The following is a 17,395-nucleotide window of genomic DNA, read 5'->3' as shown; positions in this document are numbered from 1 at the left end:
TAGTCCTTCACCACCATCAGGTTGGACAGGGGACTTGCACCCCCAAGCTGTTGCGCATGCTCGGCGCACCAAAAAAAGGCCCGCAGGCATGCCTGGCGGGCCGAGACATGATGCGCGACATGGCAGTCCGCAACACGTATGACAGTTATAGTAGAAAGTTAAATGTAATGTAAAGAATTTTCTTCCCGTCTAGACATTGAACAGTTCGCTGCGCGCCGTGCTCATGATCGACGATATGGCGGGATGGCTGATCCGCCGTTCAATGGAGATGGCGAAGAACTCTTCAACGATCGTGTCGATACGCCCAACCGCGATCAAACCATGCTCGCGTTTGAGTTGCGCTGCCAGGACCGTTGGTGCAAACAGCACGCCTCTTCCCTCGCGGCCGAAGGCCAGCGTCAGCGCGCTGTCGTCGAACTCTCCCACCACGCGCGGCGAGATCGTGCGGGATTTCAGCCAGTGATCGAGTTTCCTTCGGACTGCTGATTCCGTACCGGGCAACAGCACCGGCATGTCGCTCAGCGACGCAGGAAAGGCCTTGGCAGCGCGCGCAGCCAGGGCTTTGGACGCGAAGCAACTGAGCGTCGAGCGGCCGAGCGAGTGGTTGAACGCCTTCACGTTCACGTCGGGCGGGATGGGTGCGTCGGCAATGATCAGGTCCAACCGATGCACCGCCAATTGCGCAAGCAACGCATGCAGTTTGCCCTCGTGACAGATCAGCCGCAGTGAATCCGAGAGGTTCAATGCCGGCTCGAGCAGCCGGTAAGCCACCGTCTTCGGAACCGAATCCGCCACGCCCACACGCAGTTGTGTCCGCGCGGCTTCCTTCTCCTGCCTGACCGCACTTTCCAGCTCGGCGCCAAGCGAGAAGATTTCGTCGGCGTAGTCGAGTGCAAGCCGGCCCGCATCCGTCAATTCGAGGTTGCGGCCGCTCTTTTTGAAGAGTTTTTTATTGAGCGCGTCCTCAAGCAATTTGATCTGGCCGCTCAGCGTTTGCGGCGTGATATGCAACTGCGTACCGGCGCGCGCAATACCGCCAGCATGCGCGGCGGCCCAGAAATAATACAAATGCTTGAAGTTCATTCATGCCTCCGCGGCAATGCCTGGGTACATCGGGATACATCGGTTTTCCCGAGGTATCGATGTCTAAAATACGAATTTTACATTAAGCCTACATCCATTACATTGAGGCTTCGCTCAGGTGTTTGACGAAGGAGTCAAGGCAATGAAATGTCCAGTGTGCAAGACGCCGGATCTGTTGATGACGGACCGCCAGGGAATCGAGGTCGACTATTGCGCGACTTGTCGCGGCGTGTGGCTGGATCGCGGTGAGCTCGACAAACTGATCGAGCGCGCCGCTGCTGAACCGGTTCAGCAAGCGCAGGCGCCGGCGGCCAGTACGCCCGTCGCGCGCCGCCATGATGAAGGGCGTCATCACAACGATCATGAACGACGCCACGGTTACGGCGACGACGAGTATCGCGACCGGCGTTATCCGTACAAAAAGAAAAAGTCGCTTCTCGGCGACCTGTTCGACTTCGGCTGACGAAGCTGGCTGAAGAGCGCGCTTACTCGCGCAACATGAGCAGTTGCTCAACCCTATTTTTTTAAGTGAGGCACATGATGGCAACCGTCGCACAATTGCTGAGTTCGAAAACGGATCAATCATTTCACACGATCGAGGCGTCAGCGAGTGTCTTCGACGCGATCAAACTGATGGCGCATAAACAGATCGGTGCGCTCGTGGTCACGTCCGGGGAGCACATCACCGGCATCGTGACCGAGCGTGACTATGCCCGGAAAATCGTGTTGCACGACCGGTTGTCAAAGGAGACACCCGTGGGCGATGTCATGTCGCGCGCCGTCCGGTACGTTCGCCTGAATCAAACGACGGACGAATGCATGACGCTCATGACCGAAAACCGGATACGTCATCTTCCGGTGATCGACGGTGGCATGCTGATCGGCATGGTGTCGATCGGCGATCTTGTCAAGAACCTGATTGCCGAGCAACAGTTCACGATCCACCAGTTGGAGCACTACATTCGCGGCAACAGCCACGGAGCAGAGCTGGCGGTTGAAACGCGCTAGGCATGCTCCGCGGTTCCTGGGGAAAACTCTGTCGGACTGAAATGACATCGAATGAAGCTCCTGGCGAGGTTACGTGGCATGAGGTGCGCAAACGCCCCCTGTAGCCCTCGCCTGAATTTTCAAGCTCCACCACAACTACCAAGTTCCACATTAAGGCCGCCACCCTCATGCATCGCATGGACGAGGCGAGCCCAGGCGGCTGTGATGTAACCGGTTTGCTGCAAGACCTATGCGCGTGGGTTTTCGCTTCGGTGAGGGTAGGTAAAGCAAAGCGCCGTGGAGCCGAACGCAACGCGCTTCGGATCTGGTCAGGCGGCACTGTCACGACGGGCGGCTCGCCTGGGACACCGGCAGCTCCTGTTCTCTGTCATAATGGCGCTTCGCCGTTTGCCACTTTTTGCCGCTAAACGCCCTACCTTGCCACGCGCGCGGTTACCCGTGCCGTCGCCCTTTCCGCGGTCCTGATGCAGCCTTTCATCGTCCTGCTCGTCCTGTTCTCCGCGCTGCTGCACGCCACCTGGAACGCCTTCCTGCACACCAGCGGCGACCGTGTCTGGCAGTTCGGCATGATGTCTTTTCCCTACCTCGTGTGTTCGGCGGTCGTGTTGCTGTTCGTGCCCGCGCCGGCGCGTGAGAGCTGGCCGTATATCGCGGCATCGGCAGCTTTGCAACTCGGCTATTGCATCGCGCTCGCGAAAGCCTACAAGGCCGGTGACTTCGGGCAGATCTACCCGATCGCCCGGGGTCTCTCGCCCTTGCTCGTGTTCGCGGGCGCATTCGTATTCGCGGGGGAACACCTCCGGCCGATCGCGCTGGCAGGCGTGATGCTGGTGTCGGTGGGCATCATTTCGCTGGCCTTTCGCCAGCGCCGCTTCGCCACCGCCAGCGTGCCGGCTGCGCTGGTGACGGGCGCGTTCATCTCCGCTTACACAATCGTGGATGGCATTGGCGTACGCGTGGCGGGCAGCGGCTTCGGTTATATCGCGTGGGCGTACATCCTCTTCAATGTGCCCCTTGCCGCGATGGCTTTCTACCGATACGGCGGCCCGCGCCGCCTGTTCCTCGACGACCCGCGACGCTCGCTGCAAGCCCTGGGCGGTGGCGTGATCGCGATGGTCGCGTACACCATCGTGATCATCGCGTTTCGTTACCTGCCAATTGCAATGGTCTCGGCGTTGCGCGAGCTCAGTTCGATCTTCGCGGTTCTGATCGGCTGGCTGTTCATGCGCGAAAAGCTGACCACGCGGCGCGTGCTGGCGTGTGCGCTCGTCACGGCCGGCGCGGTCCTGATCCGCATTTAACTGGCGGTTTGCCGATTTTCAAACACCGTCACGCATTATTTCGCCGTGGGGGTGACTTCCACCGCCGTGGCTGAAATCAATACAGCGTGAACGGTGTCGCCCGGTTTCAATTTATACGCTGCTATTTCAGAGCTTAAATCGAATGTTTCTGTACGCCATGGACCGCGCAGGGTAATTGTCTTATTCTTGTTGTTGATACTCTGCACTGTTGCGACAATCTCGGTTTCGTGCACGGCGCCAAAACCCTGAGAACCCGATGCGGGTGCATAAACCTCGGTATCAACACGTTTTCGCAATTCATCCCCCTTCGCTGACGCTTTTACTACCCTCACCAGCATTGACTCCCTGACCTGTACATCCACGCGATCGCCGATCTTCAAGGCGTCGAAATTCGTCACTTCCTTGCCGATCACAACGGGCATTACCCGGCCTTTCGCTCCTTTGAGCGTCAGGGTTCGCGTAACCGGGTCGATCCCGACAATCTGCGCATGGATCTGCTTGGGCGGGGCATTCAGCGCGGATTGAATTGCGGCACTGGAAAGCTGCTGATCGGTTTGCGCGCTGACATGCGCAGTCACCATCAACAAGGCAAGCGATAAAGCCACAGTCCATTTTGCGTTCATGCAGTTTCTCCGGGCGAAGGAAAATAAAATCGCGTGCTGAATCGAATTATTAATTCGATTCAGAAGCGTCGGCGCATTAATTTGCGAACGCTATTTATACAGCGCGCACCGGAGCACTGTCCATGAAATCGCGTTAATTTCTGATTATCAAACAATTGAATCAAATATGTATAAAACCGGAGTTATTCTATTTTTAATAATGACCGATTCGATTCAACCGGAATTCGACGCAACGCCGGCATCCTTTTCAGGACACCGGCCAAAGCCTGGTATTTAAATCTGATGCTCAGGCAGGCTGCGCGCCGCTCACGTTCACCAGACGCAAACGCGTAATTTCAGACGGGGCGCCGATCCGTATCGGCGGTCCCCAGTAGCCCGTGCCGCGGCTTGTATACACCCACAAGCCGTTGAGCTTTTCGAGTCCGGCAACGAACGGCTGCTGTAACCGGACGAAGAAATTCCACGGTAAAAACTGACCGCCATGCGTGTGACCGGACAATTGCAGCGTAAAACCCGCTTTCGATGCCGCCGGCGCACTGCGCGGCTGATGGGCGAGCAGGAGACGAAACGCAATGTCGGCCGGTGCGCCGGACATGGCCTTGGCCGGATCGCTTTTGTGCGCCGGATCGAAACTCCCCGCGCCGTAGTCCGTCACGCCGGCTACGACCGCGCGCGCCCCGTCGTGATTCACAACCACGTGTTCGTTAAGCAGCACCTTCAGCCCAAGCCTGCGGAATTCCGCAATCCACTTGTCCGCGCCCGCGTAATACTCATGATTGCCGGTGACCAGGAACGCGCCATGGCGCGCCTTCAGGTCCGAAAGCGGCCGCGTATGTGCAGCAAGATGCGGCACCGAACCATCGACGACGTCGCCAGTCACGGCGATCAGGTCCGGCGACAACGCATTGACTGCCGCCACGATCTTCTCCACGTAATGACGCTTGATGGTCGGTCCCACGTGGATATCGCTGATCTGCACGATGGTGAATCCATTCAACGCGGCAGGCAGGTTCTCAATAGGCACATCGACGTTTTTCACCCCGGCGCGCCGGCGCGCGCTGTAGATGCCGAACAGCGTGATCAGCACGGCGAGCAGCGGCACGCCAAGCGCGCTCCAGGCGATAAACCCAGGCCAGCCGCCCGACTCCTTGTGAACGCTGCTGATCAGGTGCAGGACAAGCAACGCGATATCGCGGAGAAACGTCAGCGCCAGCAGCGAGGAAAAGAAGCCCATGGTGAGCAGGCCGATCCATGCAAGACGATCCGACAGCGGCTGCTGGCTAATGTTGCGCGCGGCCATGCCGAGCGGAATCAGCAAGCACGAAACCACGAGCGCAAGCACCGCGAGCCATCGCAGCGGCGCCCCAACGGGTGCAACCGGAATCAGGCGCACGCCTATGTACACGTGAAACAGAATCCCGATACCGATGACGCGGATAAAAAACGCGGAACGTCGCATAAACCGCCTGGTGGAAGGTGAAGCCGGTAGGTTGCAACCGAGATTGAGGCTGGCGACTGCTAACGTCGCGATCCGTCGCGATCGGTCAAAACGTTGGAACGTCTGAAGAGAAACCCGGCCCGAAACGGCATCCGATTCTACCGGTTCACCAAAAAACCTGCCGGTGCCCAACCGTCGTTATACGGCTTGCAACGTGCATGCCATAAAGGATTCGTCAAGCGTCGCACTTCGTGAAGACGGCGGCAAGCCTGACCCGTCCACGCCTGCAACTGCACAGGAATCCGGGTTTGGCCGGCAACCCTGCGTGAACGCCCAAGCCAATCGCGTCACTTGAAAAAATAACCCGCTTAAAGCGGGTTATTTTCGTACAGTCACACTGCGTCCAACGGCTGCGTTCAGGGTGCGGACGCCGCCTTGGCTGCCGCCGCCTTCTTCTCCGCATTCTGAATATTTTGCGGGTAGTTGGTCTGGTCACCGCCAGGCTGATAGCCGTTCTTTTCCAGAGTTTTCAGTTCGGCGTTCTTCTTCGCGCGGGCAGCCTTTCGGGCGGCCTTGCGTTGCGCTTTCTCCACCTGTTTCGGTGTGGATGCACCAGTGTCGCTGGCGGCGGTTTGCGCCATTGCGACAGGGGCAGTCAGCCCAGCGATCGATACTGATACGACAAGAGCCATTGCAGCCATGCGGATTCGGTACATAACGAGATTCTCCACGAGAAGCGGTTTTTTTTGGTGCGGCAGCGCCATGGCGTCCGCCGCGTTTGTCGTGCTGGACCTGCATGCTTCGCTACGTGCCAGACAATCCCGCCTTTACAACCCTGTTCGCGAGCCATCGGACACGCGTGGGTATCTTAACCAACTCTTTGTAAAAACGTGTAGCACATCCGTTAGAACTAAATCAGAAAACCGGGATTTCCCCAAGTTGGTGACGCCGTCACTTCAGGAACCGCACAAAATCGTCGACTTCCTCGCGCTTGCTGACAAGCGCATTCTCGGGTTGTGACAGATCCGCGTAACCGATGCTCATGCCGCACACCACGATCTCGTTGTCAGGCAGCGCCAGATGTTCCGCGATGATCCGGTGGTAGCGATTAAACGCGGCCTGCGGGCAGGTATCCAGCCCGAACGCGCGCGCCATCAGCATGACACTCTGCAGGAACATGCCGTAATCGAGCCAGGAACCCTGCTCCATGGTGCGATCCGTCACGAAAATCACGCCTGCCGGCGCACCGAAGAACTCGAAATTGCGGCCAAGCTGGGCCTTCATGCGGGTTTTATCGTCGCGTGTTATGCCCAGCAGCGAGTACAGCGACCAGCCGAGTTCGCGCCTTCTGTCGATGAACGGCGACGTCCAGTTGCGCGGGTAATAGGCGAATTCCTCTTCGTGCAGCTTGTCCGCCTCGGAATCGTTGTACACGGCAAGGATCTTCCGTGAAAGCGCGTCGCGCGCTTCACCGGTCAGCACGTAAGCCTTCCACGGCTGTGTGTTGCTGCCCGACGGTGCACGCCGGGCGTGATCGAAGATCTGGCGCAGGGTGGTTTCGTCCACCGCGTCGGGCAGGAACGCGCGAATCGAACGGCGCGACATCAGCGCCTGCATCACGGTCACGGTTGCGTCGTTGTTCATCAAAAGGCTCTCGTCTCGGGGTCCCATGCCCTGAGCGGCATGTGTTGGCGCCCAGGCGTTCGCCGGATACTTTATCGCGTACCCGCAAAATGCGCCGGGCGTGCTCACCTGAAATGCATGTTCGCCAACTCGACGACTTCATCCGCGCGGCCGCGCAAATGCACGCCCCAATGCATCGGGCAAATCCTCTGACTGTTCCACTCGAACGCTGAAGATGCCCGCCGCGGCCGCGATCTCCGCAAAGTTGTTCGCGCTCAGGTCCTGGCCAGATGATCCGCAATGGTCCTGCCCATGATGAATGTCCGCGGCTTAAAGTAAGTGAAGTTCACGCGCCGGCGCCGTCAGCGTGTCGCGAACGTCGGGTGGGCGAGACGGATAAGCCCGGTGGCGCGTTGTGTCGACGACAAACCCTTCAGGCTCGCCACGCCATATTCCGTGACTACCAGGCGCGTGTCCGGGCGCGGCGTGGTCACCGGCCTGGCAAGACTGGCAACCCTCTTTGAAAAGTAGTCGGCCGCTTCTTCCGGGGAATGGCCGCGCTTGTAGATCAGCATCGTGCGCTCGAACATCATCACTATTTTGTCATCCTTATTAATTTCCCTGGTCTCAACCGTGACAATGCCCTGTGTCGGCCTGCTGGCCGACTTGCGCTTGGCCAACACCGTGGACTCCGCATACAGCGTGTCACCCGCAAATACCACGTGGGTAGCCTTGACCTTGTCCCAGCCAAGGTTCGCCACCACCTTTGCGCTCACGGTGCGTACGCTCATTGAGCGCCTTCAGGTGTTACTCGACGCGTTCATTCTCGTGACGATGTCTGCCGCAGACAATGCGGCACTATTGGTGCCAGTCTTCGGAAAAACAGAAGGCTGGGGGTTTCAACCCGTCGTGAAATCCGAAGGACGATGCCGAATTTTCACACCCGGCCCATGGGGCGCTTTCAGGCAGCAGACGCAATGCGCGACACATAAAAAAAACCATCCGGCTTGCGCCGGATGGATTTTTTTTGCGATAACGCCTGGTCGCGGAGGTACCTGGATTGCCGCGTTACCGCACTTCCGGAGAAGCTCGAAACCAGCCGGTTTTACCCGGCCGGTTTGCCGTTCGTGATCCGGCGGGGATCCGGACCACCGACGAGGTACGCATGATGGCGTTTCGGCGAAACACCGGCAATCGGAGGAATCCGACTGCTTTACTTGAGCACCCTGCCGGAACTCAGCGAACTCGCGTCGACGACATCGACCAGCACACGGGTACCCTGAATAACCGTGGCCGCAGCCTTCTGCGAATTCGCCTGCACCGTCAGCTCAGCGCCTTGCGTGTCCCTGAGCGTCACCGTGCGGCCGTCAACGCGTGCTACGCTGGCCACAGTCTGATTGCCGTCCGGCGAAGGCGTTGCCGCCAGGGTCGAAGAATCGAGCACCGTCAGCCTGACCGCGCGCTCGGACGTACCAAACACATTGGTACCGGGTTTGATTTTGTCGAGGTTCGGTATATTGTCGCCAACCTTGAACACCTCAGCGGCGCCCCGCGCATTGATGACCGTCACCTGATGCGTGTTCATATCCACCGACTGCAGTTTGCCGCCAATACGCACTGACGTGGTGCCGTCGATTGACGCTGCGAACGCGCCCGTCATTACCATGGATGACGCAGCCGCAACCAGCGCGGACTTGAAGGACCAGAGGGCCTTTCTTGACTTGGTTGAGTTTGACTTCGATTTCATTTTGCTACTCCTGCCGGACAAAAAGGGTTTGCTCGTGCGCCGTCCGATCCAATCGCACAAACCGTTCAAATAACGTGAACCCAGTTTGTTTTTCGGGATGAACACTGTCAATCTACCCGGCCTATTTTTAGGTATCCTCCTATTTCAAGAAGTTGGTTTAAGCTGTGCACCAAAATAATCAATTTCAAAGCATGTTGAATGTCGCGAAGCATGAAGGTCGTACACTGTTGCAATCACGCCCCGCGTACTTATTTAGGATGACGCATTCCATTACAATACGCACCTGCAATCTTTGCCCGGCATCGGGCGCTGGGGAAATACCATGTCTCTTCTCGACGTGGACACTATCGATTACGTCGGCGTAAACATTCTGTTCAAGCGCGTGTACGTCGGCATATTCGACGACCTCGACTGGGACGATGCAGCGACGCATTTTGCGTTGCTGACAAAAAAGATCGATCGTTACACGCAGTACGTCCGTTCCGGCCAGCTACTTACCGCTTACCCTCAGGTACGCGGTTATCCGGTGTGCATTGAATACGTCGCCATGCGACCCATGACCCGCGCAGCCGAGGTTTTCTGGAAGACGCGCGAGACGCTGATCCGGGCGACCGGTTTTGACGTCCGGTGCCGTACCGTCGACGTGCGGCATGCGCTGGCCTCGGATGCCGCGGATGCAGGGATGAAGGCGGACAGCGCTGCCGTCGCGGCTGACACGCGGCTGGATTCGGTCGTCAACGCGCTGGATCTTGCAATGCGCCCCGCTCGCGATGAGAAGCCGCGTGAAGATATCGTGCATGCCGGGCGGCGCGCAGTGCTGGTAATGCGCAAGAAAACGTCCTCAGGGCGATGAGGACAACCAGACAAGGCAGCATATTGTGACGAAATGATGACAAGTGAATGCACATAAAAAAGGCGAGGCCCAGTGGGCTTCGCCTTTTTTATGCATTTTTCCAAGTGTCGCGAGGGGCAGATTGGGGATGGCGCAACCGCCTGCTCCGCGCTCCTGTTGCTTTTCCTTCCCCAGCCTTTCAGCACTCAACCGATCCAGCGACCCACTGCCGCCTTTCCACTCTGCAATCGTGGCTCACACGCCAGTTCCGCCTGACGCACGAACCGGGCACTTCACGTTCACTCGTTGCCCATATTCGTCGGCAAGCGCCGCTTATGGGAAATTGCAACCGGACGCTTTGAGTCTGCGTCGCGCGGGGCACCCGCGCCGGTACGCGCTGTTCCGGCGGTGAACGCTTTGCCGGTATCTTCCTGGATGGTCGAAATCGAATGCTTGTAGACCGCCTGGATACCGGCGGCGGAACTCAGCATGACCAGATACTGGTCGAACGACTCGATGTGACCAACCAGCCGGACCCCATTGACGAGGAAAATTGCGACGCGTTTGCGCTCCTTGCGGGCGGCGTTCAGCACATCGCTCTGACTTTGCTGCTGGTGTTCTGTAGCCATTCTCATTCGACCTGACGTTAGTATTTCGGACTGTTCCGGCGGAGATCCGCCAGAATCTTGATGCATTACACAGTGCGTGGCCGGCAAACTCGCTATTGAGTTCCTGTGAAACAGCTTGCGCTGACCGAATGCTACCGTTTCTTGCCGCTCGGTAACACAAAGCAGCACCAGGCAGCACCCGTCAGTGACACGCGCTTCGCCAATCCAGCGTGCTGTCATGATGCCAGATGATGGCGCCGCGCACTGTTTGCTCCCATTCGAGCAACGCCGTTCCGTGGAGTTCAACTTCGCACGAAAATTCAGTTCGGACTATCGCCAAGCCCGATAAAACCGTTCGCAACCGCATGTCCGATACTAACCCGCTGAAATAGCGCGTGGACATGGCCCTTGAATGCCAACAAGATCAGAAACGGACAAACTCTCGCCGACCGACGTCGTACATCAGGGCGCGCAACTCCGAAGCAGCTGCTGAAAAGTCTTGCGGGTTGGATCCTGTCGGATGCCAGGCGGCCCGGCGCGAGGGAATTTCCGGGAAATTCACCATTGGCACAGCGGAAAGGGATAAAAAGCCGTCACGGCCGGTTTCCCGGACCGCAACAGCCTTTTGTGTTCGCCGCCGGCTCACCAAAAGAAGGAGCAGAGGACGGGACGCAGGAAACGGCGGCTGAATTCAACCGTTCCGCGTTATTGAGCGGGAGCTGCCGGCTTCTTATGCTTGTGCTTGAAGTGGAGCTTTCCCCTCGAACTTCCAGGCGTGGAGCTATTGTCACCACCCATGGTCGGAGCGGCCGTTGCGGCACCATGCGCGTTGCCGCCGCCCGAACCACCGTTGCCATTGCCCTGGGCCGTGGCCATGCCTGACGCGCCAAGCAGGATGGCAGATAGGTAAATCAGGTTAAGTACTTTCATCGTCAATCTCCAAAGAGCACGCATAGAGTACGATTCAGGAGTCGGTTGCCGGCCATCCGGACTCGTGGCTGACAGGCTCGAGTCGGCACGCAGACAACGGGTCGAATGTAATGGATCGGCAACACGGCTTCAAGAATTGTTTCCATTCAACCCGCGCGCGCTCAGTTCCCCGGCCCCGGCAACAAGGGCGCCAGTTGCCCCGCGACGCCGTCCAGAATCTCCTTCGACAAAGCCGGGTCCGACACCGCTCGCGCCAGGCCGATCGCGCCCAGACAGGCGCTCATTTGCAGGATCGCGCGGGCGCGGCGTTCAGCCGGATCCGCGATATCGAGCAAACCCTCCGAGAACGCGAGATTGCGCTTGACCCGCTCGGTAAATACCTCGCGTGTGGCGTCGTTGCTGCGTCCAACATCGCCTAGCAAAGCACCCAACGCGCAGCCTTGACCCGGAGCGTCCCGATGCGCTTCGCTCAGGTAATCGCGCACCGCCTGCGGCAGGTTTTCTGCACGTGCTTCCCATACGTCGAGGCTCTTGAATGCAACCTCGAGCGCCTCGGTTACGAGTTCGTCGCGTGACTCAAAATGCTTGTAGAAACCGCCAACCGTCATGCCGGCTTCCTTCATGACATCGGCAACGCCAATGCCGTCCAACCCAAGTTCCCGAAAGCGCCGTGCCGCCACATCGACGATCCGCTGATGCGTTGCCGCCTTCTCTGCCTGTGAATGTCCCATGAGCTTCTTTTGTCCTGTGATGGGGCGGCTATCAGCACCCCCGAGACATCAATCTTAATGCAGAACAGGAATGGCTCGGGCGCGGGCCGGTTCAACGCAGTGGCCATCACCCCTTGCTTGCTCACGCTGCTTTTCGCAACCCGATATCAGTTTATTCAGTTATACGAAATAATTGAGTACAGAATATTTCCTGTTTTCAATGACGCCTCAGCCAGACGGCGTCATGCATGCTTCAATCCTTGAAGAAACGGTTCCCCGGCCTCGGCAAACCGAGATTCTCCCGCAAGGTGACACCTTCGTATTCACGCCTGAAGATGCCTCTTACCTGCAATTCGGGAACGACCTTGTCGACGAAATCGTCAAGACCGCCCGGGAGGTAAGGGAACATCACATTGAAGCCGTCAGAACCCTCCTCCACGAGCCATTGTTGCATCTGGTCAGCGATCATCCCGGGAGTGCCAATCATTTCCAGCCCCGAATAACCGCCGACCCGTTGCGCAAGCCGGCGGATCGTGAGCTTGTCGCGGCTCGCCCATTCAAGCACGCGCTCGCGGCTGCTTTTGCTCGCGTTGGTTTCGGGTATGTCGGGCAGTGGACCGTCAGGATCGAAGCCTGAGACATCGTGGCCAAGCATGATCGAGAGCGAGGCGATACCGCTGTCGTAGTGCACGAGGCTGTCGAGACGCGCACGCTTTTCCAGTGCTTCGTCCAGCGAGTCACCGACCACGACGAACGCCGCCGGCAGGATCTTGAGATGCTCGGGGTTGCGTCCGAGTGCCGCCATGCGGCCTTTGACATCGGCGTAAAACTGCTGGCCCTGCGCCAGCGTGGTCTGCGCGGTGAATACAGCTTCCGCCGTTTCGGCCGCGATCTGCCGGCCCGCTTCGGACGATCCCGCCTGCACGATGACCGGCCAGCCCTGCACGGGCCGCGCGATATTGAGCGGCCCACGCACCGAGAGGTTCTCGCCCTTGTGGTTCAGCACATGCATCCTGGCGGGATCGAAGAAGGTCCCGCTTTCAACGTCGCGAACGAACGCGTCGTCGGCCCAGCTATCCCAGAGGCCGGTCACGACGTCAAAGAACTCCCTCCCGCGCCGGTAGCGCTCGCCGTGCTCCACGTGTTCGTCCAGGCCGAAGTTGAGCGCAGCGTCCGGATTGGCCGTGGTGACCAGGTTCCAGCCCGCGCGTCCGCCGCTAAGGTGGTCGAGTGAGGCAAATCGGCGGGCGACGTGATAAGGCTCGTCGAACGTCGTGGATGCTGTCGCGATCAGGCCAAGGTGCTCGGTCACCACGGCAAGCGCCGACAATAACGTCAGGGGTTCGAACGACGTAGCCGTATGACTTCGCTTCAGCGCCTGGGTAGGCATGTTGAGCACGGCAAGATGGTCGGCCATGAAGAACGCGTCGAACCGGCCGCGCTCCAGCGTCTGCGCAAAACGCTTGAGGTGCGCGAAATTGAAGTTTGCGTCCGGGAAGGCGCCGGGGTAACGCCAGGCTCCGGTGTGAATGGTGGCCGGGCGCATGAAAGCGCCCAGGCGCAAGCGACGTTGCGTGGTCATGGGATTCCGTTCCAGCGTTGATAAGAATGCCTCGACAGCGAGGCATGCGCTTCGCTCGCGGACGCGGCGCCATCGATAAAATACGTCGAATGGCGAAAGCGTGCACGAACCGCCATCGATGCAGGAACGGCCCGGCCGGCCAGCAGTTTTCAGTGAGCGCGCGGCGTTGCCACTGCAGCCGTCCGCAGTGGCAACGCCGCCTACCCGTGTCAGCCTGCCGGCTGCACGTCGAACTTGTCCACACGATCCGTATAGAAGGCCAGATGGTCCTTGATCTCGGCGACCGCGGGATACGCGTCTTCATAGGTCCATACCGCGTTCACGGAGCGCTCGCCGCCCAGCGGAATGCTGTAGTAGGCGCAGTCGCCTTTGTACGGGCAATAGGTCGTGTGGTCCGTGCGCTGCAACAGCGACATGTCGACGTCCTTGCGCGGAATGTACTGGACTGCCGGGTACGACGCTTCACGCAACGTCAGCGCCTCGCGCGTGTCCGCAATGACACGCCCGCCGATAGAGACAGTGACGCGCGCCGGATTAGGTTCGATCGTGATGGGGTGGTCGGGTCCGGGAACCCGGACGGTTTTGGTCTGCATGGCTTCGTGCTCCTTGAAGCGAGGGTGAACGGACTCAGCGTGGTGAGATAGTCGTTACCTACGAATACTGCAGCGTATCGGAAAGCGCGTTTTCTTGCCGTGACCCCCGCGTACTTGCGCACCGGCGCGGCCTTGGCGGATCTGCCACCCGCTCGGGATGGCCACGTTAAAAGGGGGACGCAAGAGACGACGAGAACCCGGCAGAAGAATCGGCTTACCGAAATGATGCTGAAAGCATGATCCGGTTACCTGGCGTCATGCCGCTCGTCATGCCGGACGGGGCAGGAGTACCCCGCACCGGACTAAAGACCGGCTATAGATAACCCTTGCCGTCGACATATGCCTTGCGCCACCGCGTAATTGTCACGCGCTCGAATAAACCCGCAAGCGCGAAAGGGTCCTTCGCGATGAAACGTTCGGCTTCCTCGCGCGTGTCGAGGTCGACCACATACAGGCCGCCGCCAGCGTTGCTGCCGTCGTCCTCGAGCTTCGCCCCGCACGCCAGCAACAGCGCCTTGTTCGCTTCGAGATAGGCCAGGTGCACGTCGCGCTGCTGCGTGCGTACCGGCGCGTGGCCGGGCTTGTCCCAGGTTTCGATAATGAACGGCATGACACCTCCCCTTATCGAACTCAGTTCTGCGCGATCGCCGAAGGATGCTGGGCTAGCGGCGTGACCTGGATCGTCATGTAGGGAAAGAGCGGCAGCGAGCTTAGCAACGTATGCAGCTCGTCATTGGACTCGACGTCGAAGACGCTGTAGTTCGCGTACTGCCCCACCACGCGCCACAAGTGACGCCACTTCCCTTCATGCTGCAGTTTTTGCGAGAACGCCTTCTCGGCGGCCTTCAGGCTATTGGTGAGCTCCGAGTCGGCGTCGGCAGGGATCTGCACCACCATATGAACCAGGAACAACATGATCGAACCTCCGCAAGATGATTGAACCGCCTAGCCCCATGCCAGGATCGCAACCGTATAAACAATGCCGATCCAGAACATCATGATGACGGTATAGCCCATGATGTCCTTCAGTTTCAGTTTCGACAAAGCGAGCGCCGGCAAGATCCAGAACGGCTGGATCAAGTCGTTCCAGGCGTTGCCGAGCATGACCGCGGTGGCCGTATGACCCACGGACGCACCAATCGCCTTGGCCGCCTCGATCATGAACGGGCCCTGAATAACCCAGTGACCGCCGCCGGAAGGCGTGAAGAAGTTGATGAAGAACGAACTGATGAGCCCCCAGAACGGCAACGTATGCGGCGTCGCGATCTTGACGAAGAATTCGGAAAACGTGTTGACCAGTCCCGACGACGCCATGATCGCCATGATGCCCGCGTAAAACGGATATTGCAGGATGATGCCGCTGATCGTCCGGATGCCTTCGTTGAGTTTCTCCACATAACGAATGGGCGTGCCCAGCAAAATGATGCCGAGAAACAGGATGATGAAGTTGATCAGGTTCAGGTCCATCGTGCCGCCGCCGTGGAAATACAGCACCACGTAGACCACGCCGATCAATCCGATCAGGCCGCTCAGCAAGCGGCTGTTGTTCAGGCGGCTGGCGAATGTGCGGTCATCGCCGGCGTCGGCGGGAACCGCCGCCTGACTTGCGCGCGTGCGCTCTTCAAGCGTACGGTCGATCTCGGTCACCGGTTGGCCCGGCTTCGGATGCAACCACGCATTGAGCAACGGCAGCGTGATCAGCACGACCAGGCTGGTGATGAGCATGGTCGGCGAAAAGATGGTTTCCGAGAGCGGAATCACGCCCATCTGCGCTTCCATCGGGTGGCCTTTGGTGGAGATGAGCACGGGAATACTCGCCGACAAACCAAGACCGTAAAGCGTGAAACCGCTATAGGCCGACGCAATGATCAACGGGTAGTGCACGCCCTTCACACTGAGCGCCAGCTTGCGCGCGACAATGCCGCCGATCACCAGCCCGAAACCCCAGTTGAGGTAACTGCCGATACCGCCCACCAGCGTGGCGACAATGATCGCCATGCGCGGATCGTGCACCCGCATGACGATGCGATCGAGGAATCGCTCGGTTAGTGGAGCAGTCGCGAGCACGTAACCCATCGCGAGGATCACGGCCATCTGCGTGGTGAATGCAAGCAGCGTCCAGAAGCCCTTGCCCCAGCTGGTTGTCAGCGCCACGATGCCCTGGCCCTGCACCAATACGGCAAGAATCATGGTGAGCAGCGTCAGCCCGATAGCAAAGACGAACGGATCGGGCAAATACTTGCGCATCAGTTCGGTGAAGAATCCGGTTATTTTCTGCATTGCACTGTCTCTGAAATATTATTTAGTTAAGCGAAATTTTTTACCATCTCCGCGGCGAGAGTAAATTGGCCTGCCCTCAGGACTCTTTTCCTGAAGCCACCAGCCGCCGGTGTCGAGCCAGCGCCATTAATGCGCGGTCGCGCCACGCCACTCGTTCGTCCCATTGCTCAAGCGGCAGCACCGCGCGTCTTGCCGCAGCCACCGTCTCAACCAGTTCCGGTGTCCACGGATCGTGCTGGCCGCGTTCCGCGCCCATCCGTTCGTATGCCGGCCCCATCTTCCGCGCATGCGAGCTTATGCCGCCGCGCGTATTCAGATCAACCGTTTCGAACGGCCCGATCACCGACCACCGCAGGCCAAGGCCGTCCCGCATGACGGTGTCTATGTCCTCGACGGTCGCGACGCCGTCGCGCACGAGGCAATACGCTTCGCGCAGCACGGCGCCCTGCAACCGGTTGAAGACGAAGCCCTCGACTTCCTTCGATACGAGCACGGGTTGCAGGCCGGCATCGCGGAAAAGTTGCAGCGTGCGTTCAGTGACCTCCGGCGCGGTGAAAGGCGCAGGTACGATCTCGATAACGGGAATCAGGTACGGCGGATTGCCCGGGTGCGCAATCAGGCAACGGTGCCGTCCTGGCAGATCATCAACAAAGCTCGATACCGTCAACGCCGATGAAGCACTGGTGAAGATCGCCGTCGCGGGCGCGGCGGCATCGAATTGCGCAAACAACGCACGCTTGATGTCCACTCGCTCGGGTGCACACTCCTGCACGAGATCCGCGTCGGCGACGGCTGCTTCTACTGAGGCCGCTATCTGCACGCGCGCCGCCACGGCCTCTGCAGTTTCGTCGAGCAAACCGAAGCGTGCCAGTTCCGTCAGGCGCTGCGAGATCTCTCCAGGGGCCGCATCGCGGCGTGACGCGTCGGGATCGAAAAGACGCACGGGCCATCCCGCGCGCGCAAACACCACAGCAAACGCGACGCCGATACTCCCCACCCCCACGATCGCCACGCGCCGGATTTCAGCCGTGTTCATC

At 59.2% G+C, this 17,395-nt stretch carries 19 protein-coding genes and 3 pseudogenes; 4 read left to right on the top strand and 18 right to left on the bottom strand.

The window, feature by feature from the left end:
* Positions 1-189 precede the first annotated feature (189 nt).
* Positions 190-1,083 (bottom strand): transcriptional activator NhaR, encoded by an 894-nt coding sequence (gene nhaR, locus AWB69_RS31000; protein WP_062090638.1) that lies wholly within the window; start codon positions 1,081-1,083, stop codon positions 190-192.
* Positions 1,084-1,225: 142 nt separating this feature from the next.
* Here nhaR and AWB69_RS30995 point away from each other — a divergent pair, with 142 nt between their 5' ends.
* The 3 genes from AWB69_RS30995 to AWB69_RS30985 all read left to right on the top strand — a co-directional run bounded on the left by AWB69_RS30995 (position 1,226) and on the right by AWB69_RS30985 (position 3,392).
* The gene (locus AWB69_RS30995) at positions 1,226-1,546 is read left to right on the top strand and encodes a TFIIB-type zinc ribbon-containing protein (RefSeq protein WP_062090637.1); all 321 of its coding nucleotides are present in this window, start codon (positions 1,226-1,228) and stop codon (positions 1,544-1,546) included.
* A gap of 77 nt (positions 1,547-1,623) precedes the next feature.
* Positions 1,624-2,091, top strand: coding sequence for a CBS domain-containing protein (locus tag AWB69_RS30990; protein ID WP_062090646.1), 468 nt, complete (start codon positions 1,624-1,626; stop codon positions 2,089-2,091).
* Positions 2,092-2,555: 464 nt separating this feature from the next.
* The gene (locus AWB69_RS30985) at positions 2,556-3,392 is read left to right on the top strand and encodes a DMT family transporter (protein ID WP_062090636.1); all 837 of its coding nucleotides are present in this window, start codon (positions 2,556-2,558) and stop codon (positions 3,390-3,392) included.
* A 35-nt stretch (positions 3,393-3,427) separates the two neighbouring features.
* On the opposite strand, the gene AWB69_RS30980 is transcribed toward AWB69_RS30985, so the two are convergent.
* From AWB69_RS30980 to AWB69_RS30955, 8 genes and pseudogenes are all read right to left on the bottom strand, one after another.
* Complete coding sequence (locus AWB69_RS30980; protein ID WP_062090635.1) at positions 3,428-4,015, bottom strand: hypothetical protein; 588 nt, start codon at positions 4,013-4,015, stop codon at positions 3,428-3,430.
* Positions 4,016-4,301: 286 nt separating this feature from the next.
* Positions 4,302-5,474, bottom strand: coding sequence for a metallophosphoesterase (locus AWB69_RS30975; RefSeq protein WP_062090634.1), 1,173 nt, complete (start codon positions 5,472-5,474; stop codon positions 4,302-4,304).
* Positions 5,475-5,869: 395 nt separating this feature from the next.
* A complete protein-coding gene (locus AWB69_RS30970) occupies positions 5,870-6,217 on the bottom strand; it encodes a DUF4148 domain-containing protein (RefSeq protein WP_231937289.1) in 348 nt (115 codons plus the stop codon).
* A gap of 187 nt (positions 6,218-6,404) precedes the next feature.
* Positions 6,405-7,097 carry a nitroreductase gene (locus AWB69_RS30965; protein WP_062090633.1) on the bottom strand — a complete coding sequence of 231 codons (693 nt, stop codon included), beginning with the start codon at positions 7,095-7,097 and terminating at the stop codon, positions 6,405-6,407.
* Positions 7,098-7,253: 156 nt separating this feature from the next.
* Positions 7,254-7,397, bottom strand: a pseudogene (locus AWB69_RS50585) (hypothetical protein); the annotation flags it as partial.
* A gap of 9 nt (positions 7,398-7,406) precedes the next feature.
* Positions 7,407-7,600 (bottom strand): annotated as a pseudogene (locus AWB69_RS49705) (acetyl-CoA hydrolase/transferase C-terminal domain-containing protein); the annotation flags it as partial.
* A 3-nt stretch (positions 7,601-7,603) separates the two neighbouring features.
* Positions 7,604-7,867: pseudogene (locus AWB69_RS30960) on the bottom strand (MaoC family dehydratase); the annotation flags it as partial.
* 422 nt (positions 7,868-8,289) lie between these two features.
* Positions 8,290-8,823 (bottom strand): hypothetical protein, encoded by a 534-nt coding sequence (locus AWB69_RS30955; protein WP_156529018.1) that lies wholly within the window; start codon positions 8,821-8,823, stop codon positions 8,290-8,292.
* Positions 8,824-9,145: 322 nt separating this feature from the next.
* Between AWB69_RS30955 and AWB69_RS30950 the strand changes: the two genes are divergently transcribed.
* Positions 9,146-9,676, top strand: coding sequence for a DUF6572 domain-containing protein (locus tag AWB69_RS30950; protein ID WP_062090631.1), 531 nt, complete (start codon positions 9,146-9,148; stop codon positions 9,674-9,676).
* A gap of 278 nt (positions 9,677-9,954) precedes the next feature.
* Here the strand turns inward: AWB69_RS30950 and hfq are convergent, their stop codons facing one another.
* The 9 genes from hfq to AWB69_RS30905 form a co-directional block, all read right to left on the bottom strand.
* Positions 9,955-10,284, bottom strand: a complete 330-nt coding sequence (gene hfq, locus AWB69_RS50895; RefSeq protein WP_062090630.1) for an RNA chaperone Hfq — start codon at positions 10,282-10,284, stop codon at positions 9,955-9,957.
* A gap of 684 nt (positions 10,285-10,968) precedes the next feature.
* Complete coding sequence (locus AWB69_RS30940; protein WP_062090629.1) at positions 10,969-11,193, bottom strand: hypothetical protein; 225 nt, start codon at positions 11,191-11,193, stop codon at positions 10,969-10,971.
* A 161-nt stretch (positions 11,194-11,354) separates the two neighbouring features.
* Positions 11,355-11,924: a TetR/AcrR family transcriptional regulator gene (locus AWB69_RS30935; protein ID WP_062090628.1), complete on the bottom strand. Its 570-nt coding sequence runs from the start codon at positions 11,922-11,924 to the stop codon at positions 11,355-11,357.
* Positions 11,925-12,156: 232 nt separating this feature from the next.
* Positions 12,157-13,485: an LLM class flavin-dependent oxidoreductase gene (locus tag AWB69_RS30930; protein ID WP_062090627.1), complete on the bottom strand. Its 1,329-nt coding sequence runs from the start codon at positions 13,483-13,485 to the stop codon at positions 12,157-12,159.
* A 209-nt stretch (positions 13,486-13,694) separates the two neighbouring features.
* Entirely contained in the window at positions 13,695-14,078 is a 384-nt protein-coding gene (locus AWB69_RS30925; RefSeq protein ID WP_062090626.1) for a DUF427 domain-containing protein, read from the bottom strand.
* 313 nt (positions 14,079-14,391) lie between these two features.
* Positions 14,392-14,688, bottom strand: coding sequence for a YciI family protein (locus AWB69_RS30920; RefSeq protein WP_062090625.1), 297 nt, complete (start codon positions 14,686-14,688; stop codon positions 14,392-14,394).
* A gap of 20 nt (positions 14,689-14,708) precedes the next feature.
* Positions 14,709-14,993, bottom strand: a complete 285-nt coding sequence (catC, locus tag AWB69_RS30915) for a muconolactone Delta-isomerase (protein WP_062090624.1) — start codon at positions 14,991-14,993, stop codon at positions 14,709-14,711.
* 30 nt (positions 14,994-15,023) lie between these two features.
* The gene (locus tag AWB69_RS30910) at positions 15,024-16,358 is read right to left on the bottom strand and encodes a short-chain fatty acid transporter (protein ID WP_062090623.1); all 1,335 of its coding nucleotides are present in this window, start codon (positions 16,356-16,358) and stop codon (positions 15,024-15,026) included.
* A 76-nt stretch (positions 16,359-16,434) separates the two neighbouring features.
* Positions 16,435-17,394: a 3-hydroxyacyl-CoA dehydrogenase gene (locus AWB69_RS30905; RefSeq protein ID WP_062090622.1), complete on the bottom strand. Its 960-nt coding sequence runs from the start codon at positions 17,392-17,394 to the stop codon at positions 16,435-16,437.
* Position 17,395 lies beyond the last annotated feature (1 nt).

The organism is Caballeronia udeis (assembly GCF_001544555.2).
Classification (GTDB): domain Bacteria; phylum Pseudomonadota; class Gammaproteobacteria; order Burkholderiales; family Burkholderiaceae; genus Caballeronia; species Caballeronia udeis.
Note: the sequence above shows the minus strand (reverse complement) of the source record. Positions and strands in the feature narration are given on the sequence as shown.

Bases quoted from the DNA above. Each gene is read 5' to 3' on its own strand.
- nhaR (WP_062090638.1), bottom strand. From the start codon at position 1,083: ATGAACTTCAAGCATTTGTATTATTTCTGGGCCGCCGCGCATGCTGGC.
- AWB69_RS30995 (WP_062090637.1), top strand. From the start codon at position 1,226: ATGAAATGTCCAGTGTGCAAGACGCCGGATCTGTTGATGACGGACCGC.
- AWB69_RS30990 (WP_062090646.1), top strand. From the start codon at position 1,624: ATGGCAACCGTCGCACAATTGCTGAGTTCGAAAACGGATCAATCATTT.
- AWB69_RS30985 (WP_062090636.1), top strand. From the start codon at position 2,556: ATGCAGCCTTTCATCGTCCTGCTCGTCCTGTTCTCCGCGCTGCTGCAC.
- AWB69_RS30980 (WP_062090635.1), bottom strand. From the start codon at position 4,015: ATGAACGCAAAATGGACTGTGGCTTTATCGCTTGCCTTGTTGATGGTG.
- AWB69_RS30975 (WP_062090634.1), bottom strand. From the start codon at position 5,474: ATGCGACGTTCCGCGTTTTTTATCCGCGTCATCGGTATCGGGATTCTG.
- AWB69_RS30970 (WP_231937289.1), bottom strand. From the start codon at position 6,217: ATGGCGCTGCCGCACCAAAAAAAACCGCTTCTCGTGGAGAATCTCGTT.
- AWB69_RS30965 (WP_062090633.1), bottom strand. From the start codon at position 7,097: ATGAACAACGACGCAACCGTGACCGTGATGCAGGCGCTGATGTCGCGC.
- AWB69_RS30955 (WP_156529018.1), bottom strand. From the start codon at position 8,823: ATGAAATCGAAGTCAAACTCAACCAAGTCAAGAAAGGCCCTCTGGTCC.
- AWB69_RS30950 (WP_062090631.1), top strand. From the start codon at position 9,146: ATGTCTCTTCTCGACGTGGACACTATCGATTACGTCGGCGTAAACATT.
- hfq (WP_062090630.1), bottom strand. From the start codon at position 10,284: ATGGCTACAGAACACCAGCAGCAAAGTCAGAGCGATGTGCTGAACGCC.
- AWB69_RS30940 (WP_062090629.1), bottom strand. From the start codon at position 11,193: ATGAAAGTACTTAACCTGATTTACCTATCTGCCATCCTGCTTGGCGCG.
- AWB69_RS30935 (WP_062090628.1), bottom strand. From the start codon at position 11,924: ATGGGACATTCACAGGCAGAGAAGGCGGCAACGCATCAGCGGATCGTC.
- AWB69_RS30930 (WP_062090627.1), bottom strand. From the start codon at position 13,485: ATGACCACGCAACGTCGCTTGCGCCTGGGCGCTTTCATGCGCCCGGCC.
- AWB69_RS30925 (WP_062090626.1), bottom strand. From the start codon at position 14,078: ATGCAGACCAAAACCGTCCGGGTTCCCGGACCCGACCACCCCATCACG.
- AWB69_RS30920 (WP_062090625.1), bottom strand. From the start codon at position 14,688: ATGCCGTTCATTATCGAAACCTGGGACAAGCCCGGCCACGCGCCGGTA.
- catC (WP_062090624.1), bottom strand. From the start codon at position 14,993: ATGTTGTTCCTGGTTCATATGGTGGTGCAGATCCCTGCCGACGCCGAC.
- AWB69_RS30910 (WP_062090623.1), bottom strand. From the start codon at position 16,358: ATGCAGAAAATAACCGGATTCTTCACCGAACTGATGCGCAAGTATTTG.
- AWB69_RS30905 (WP_062090622.1), bottom strand. From the start codon at position 17,394: ATGAACACGGCTGAAATCCGGCGCGTGGCGATCGTGGGGGTGGGGAGT.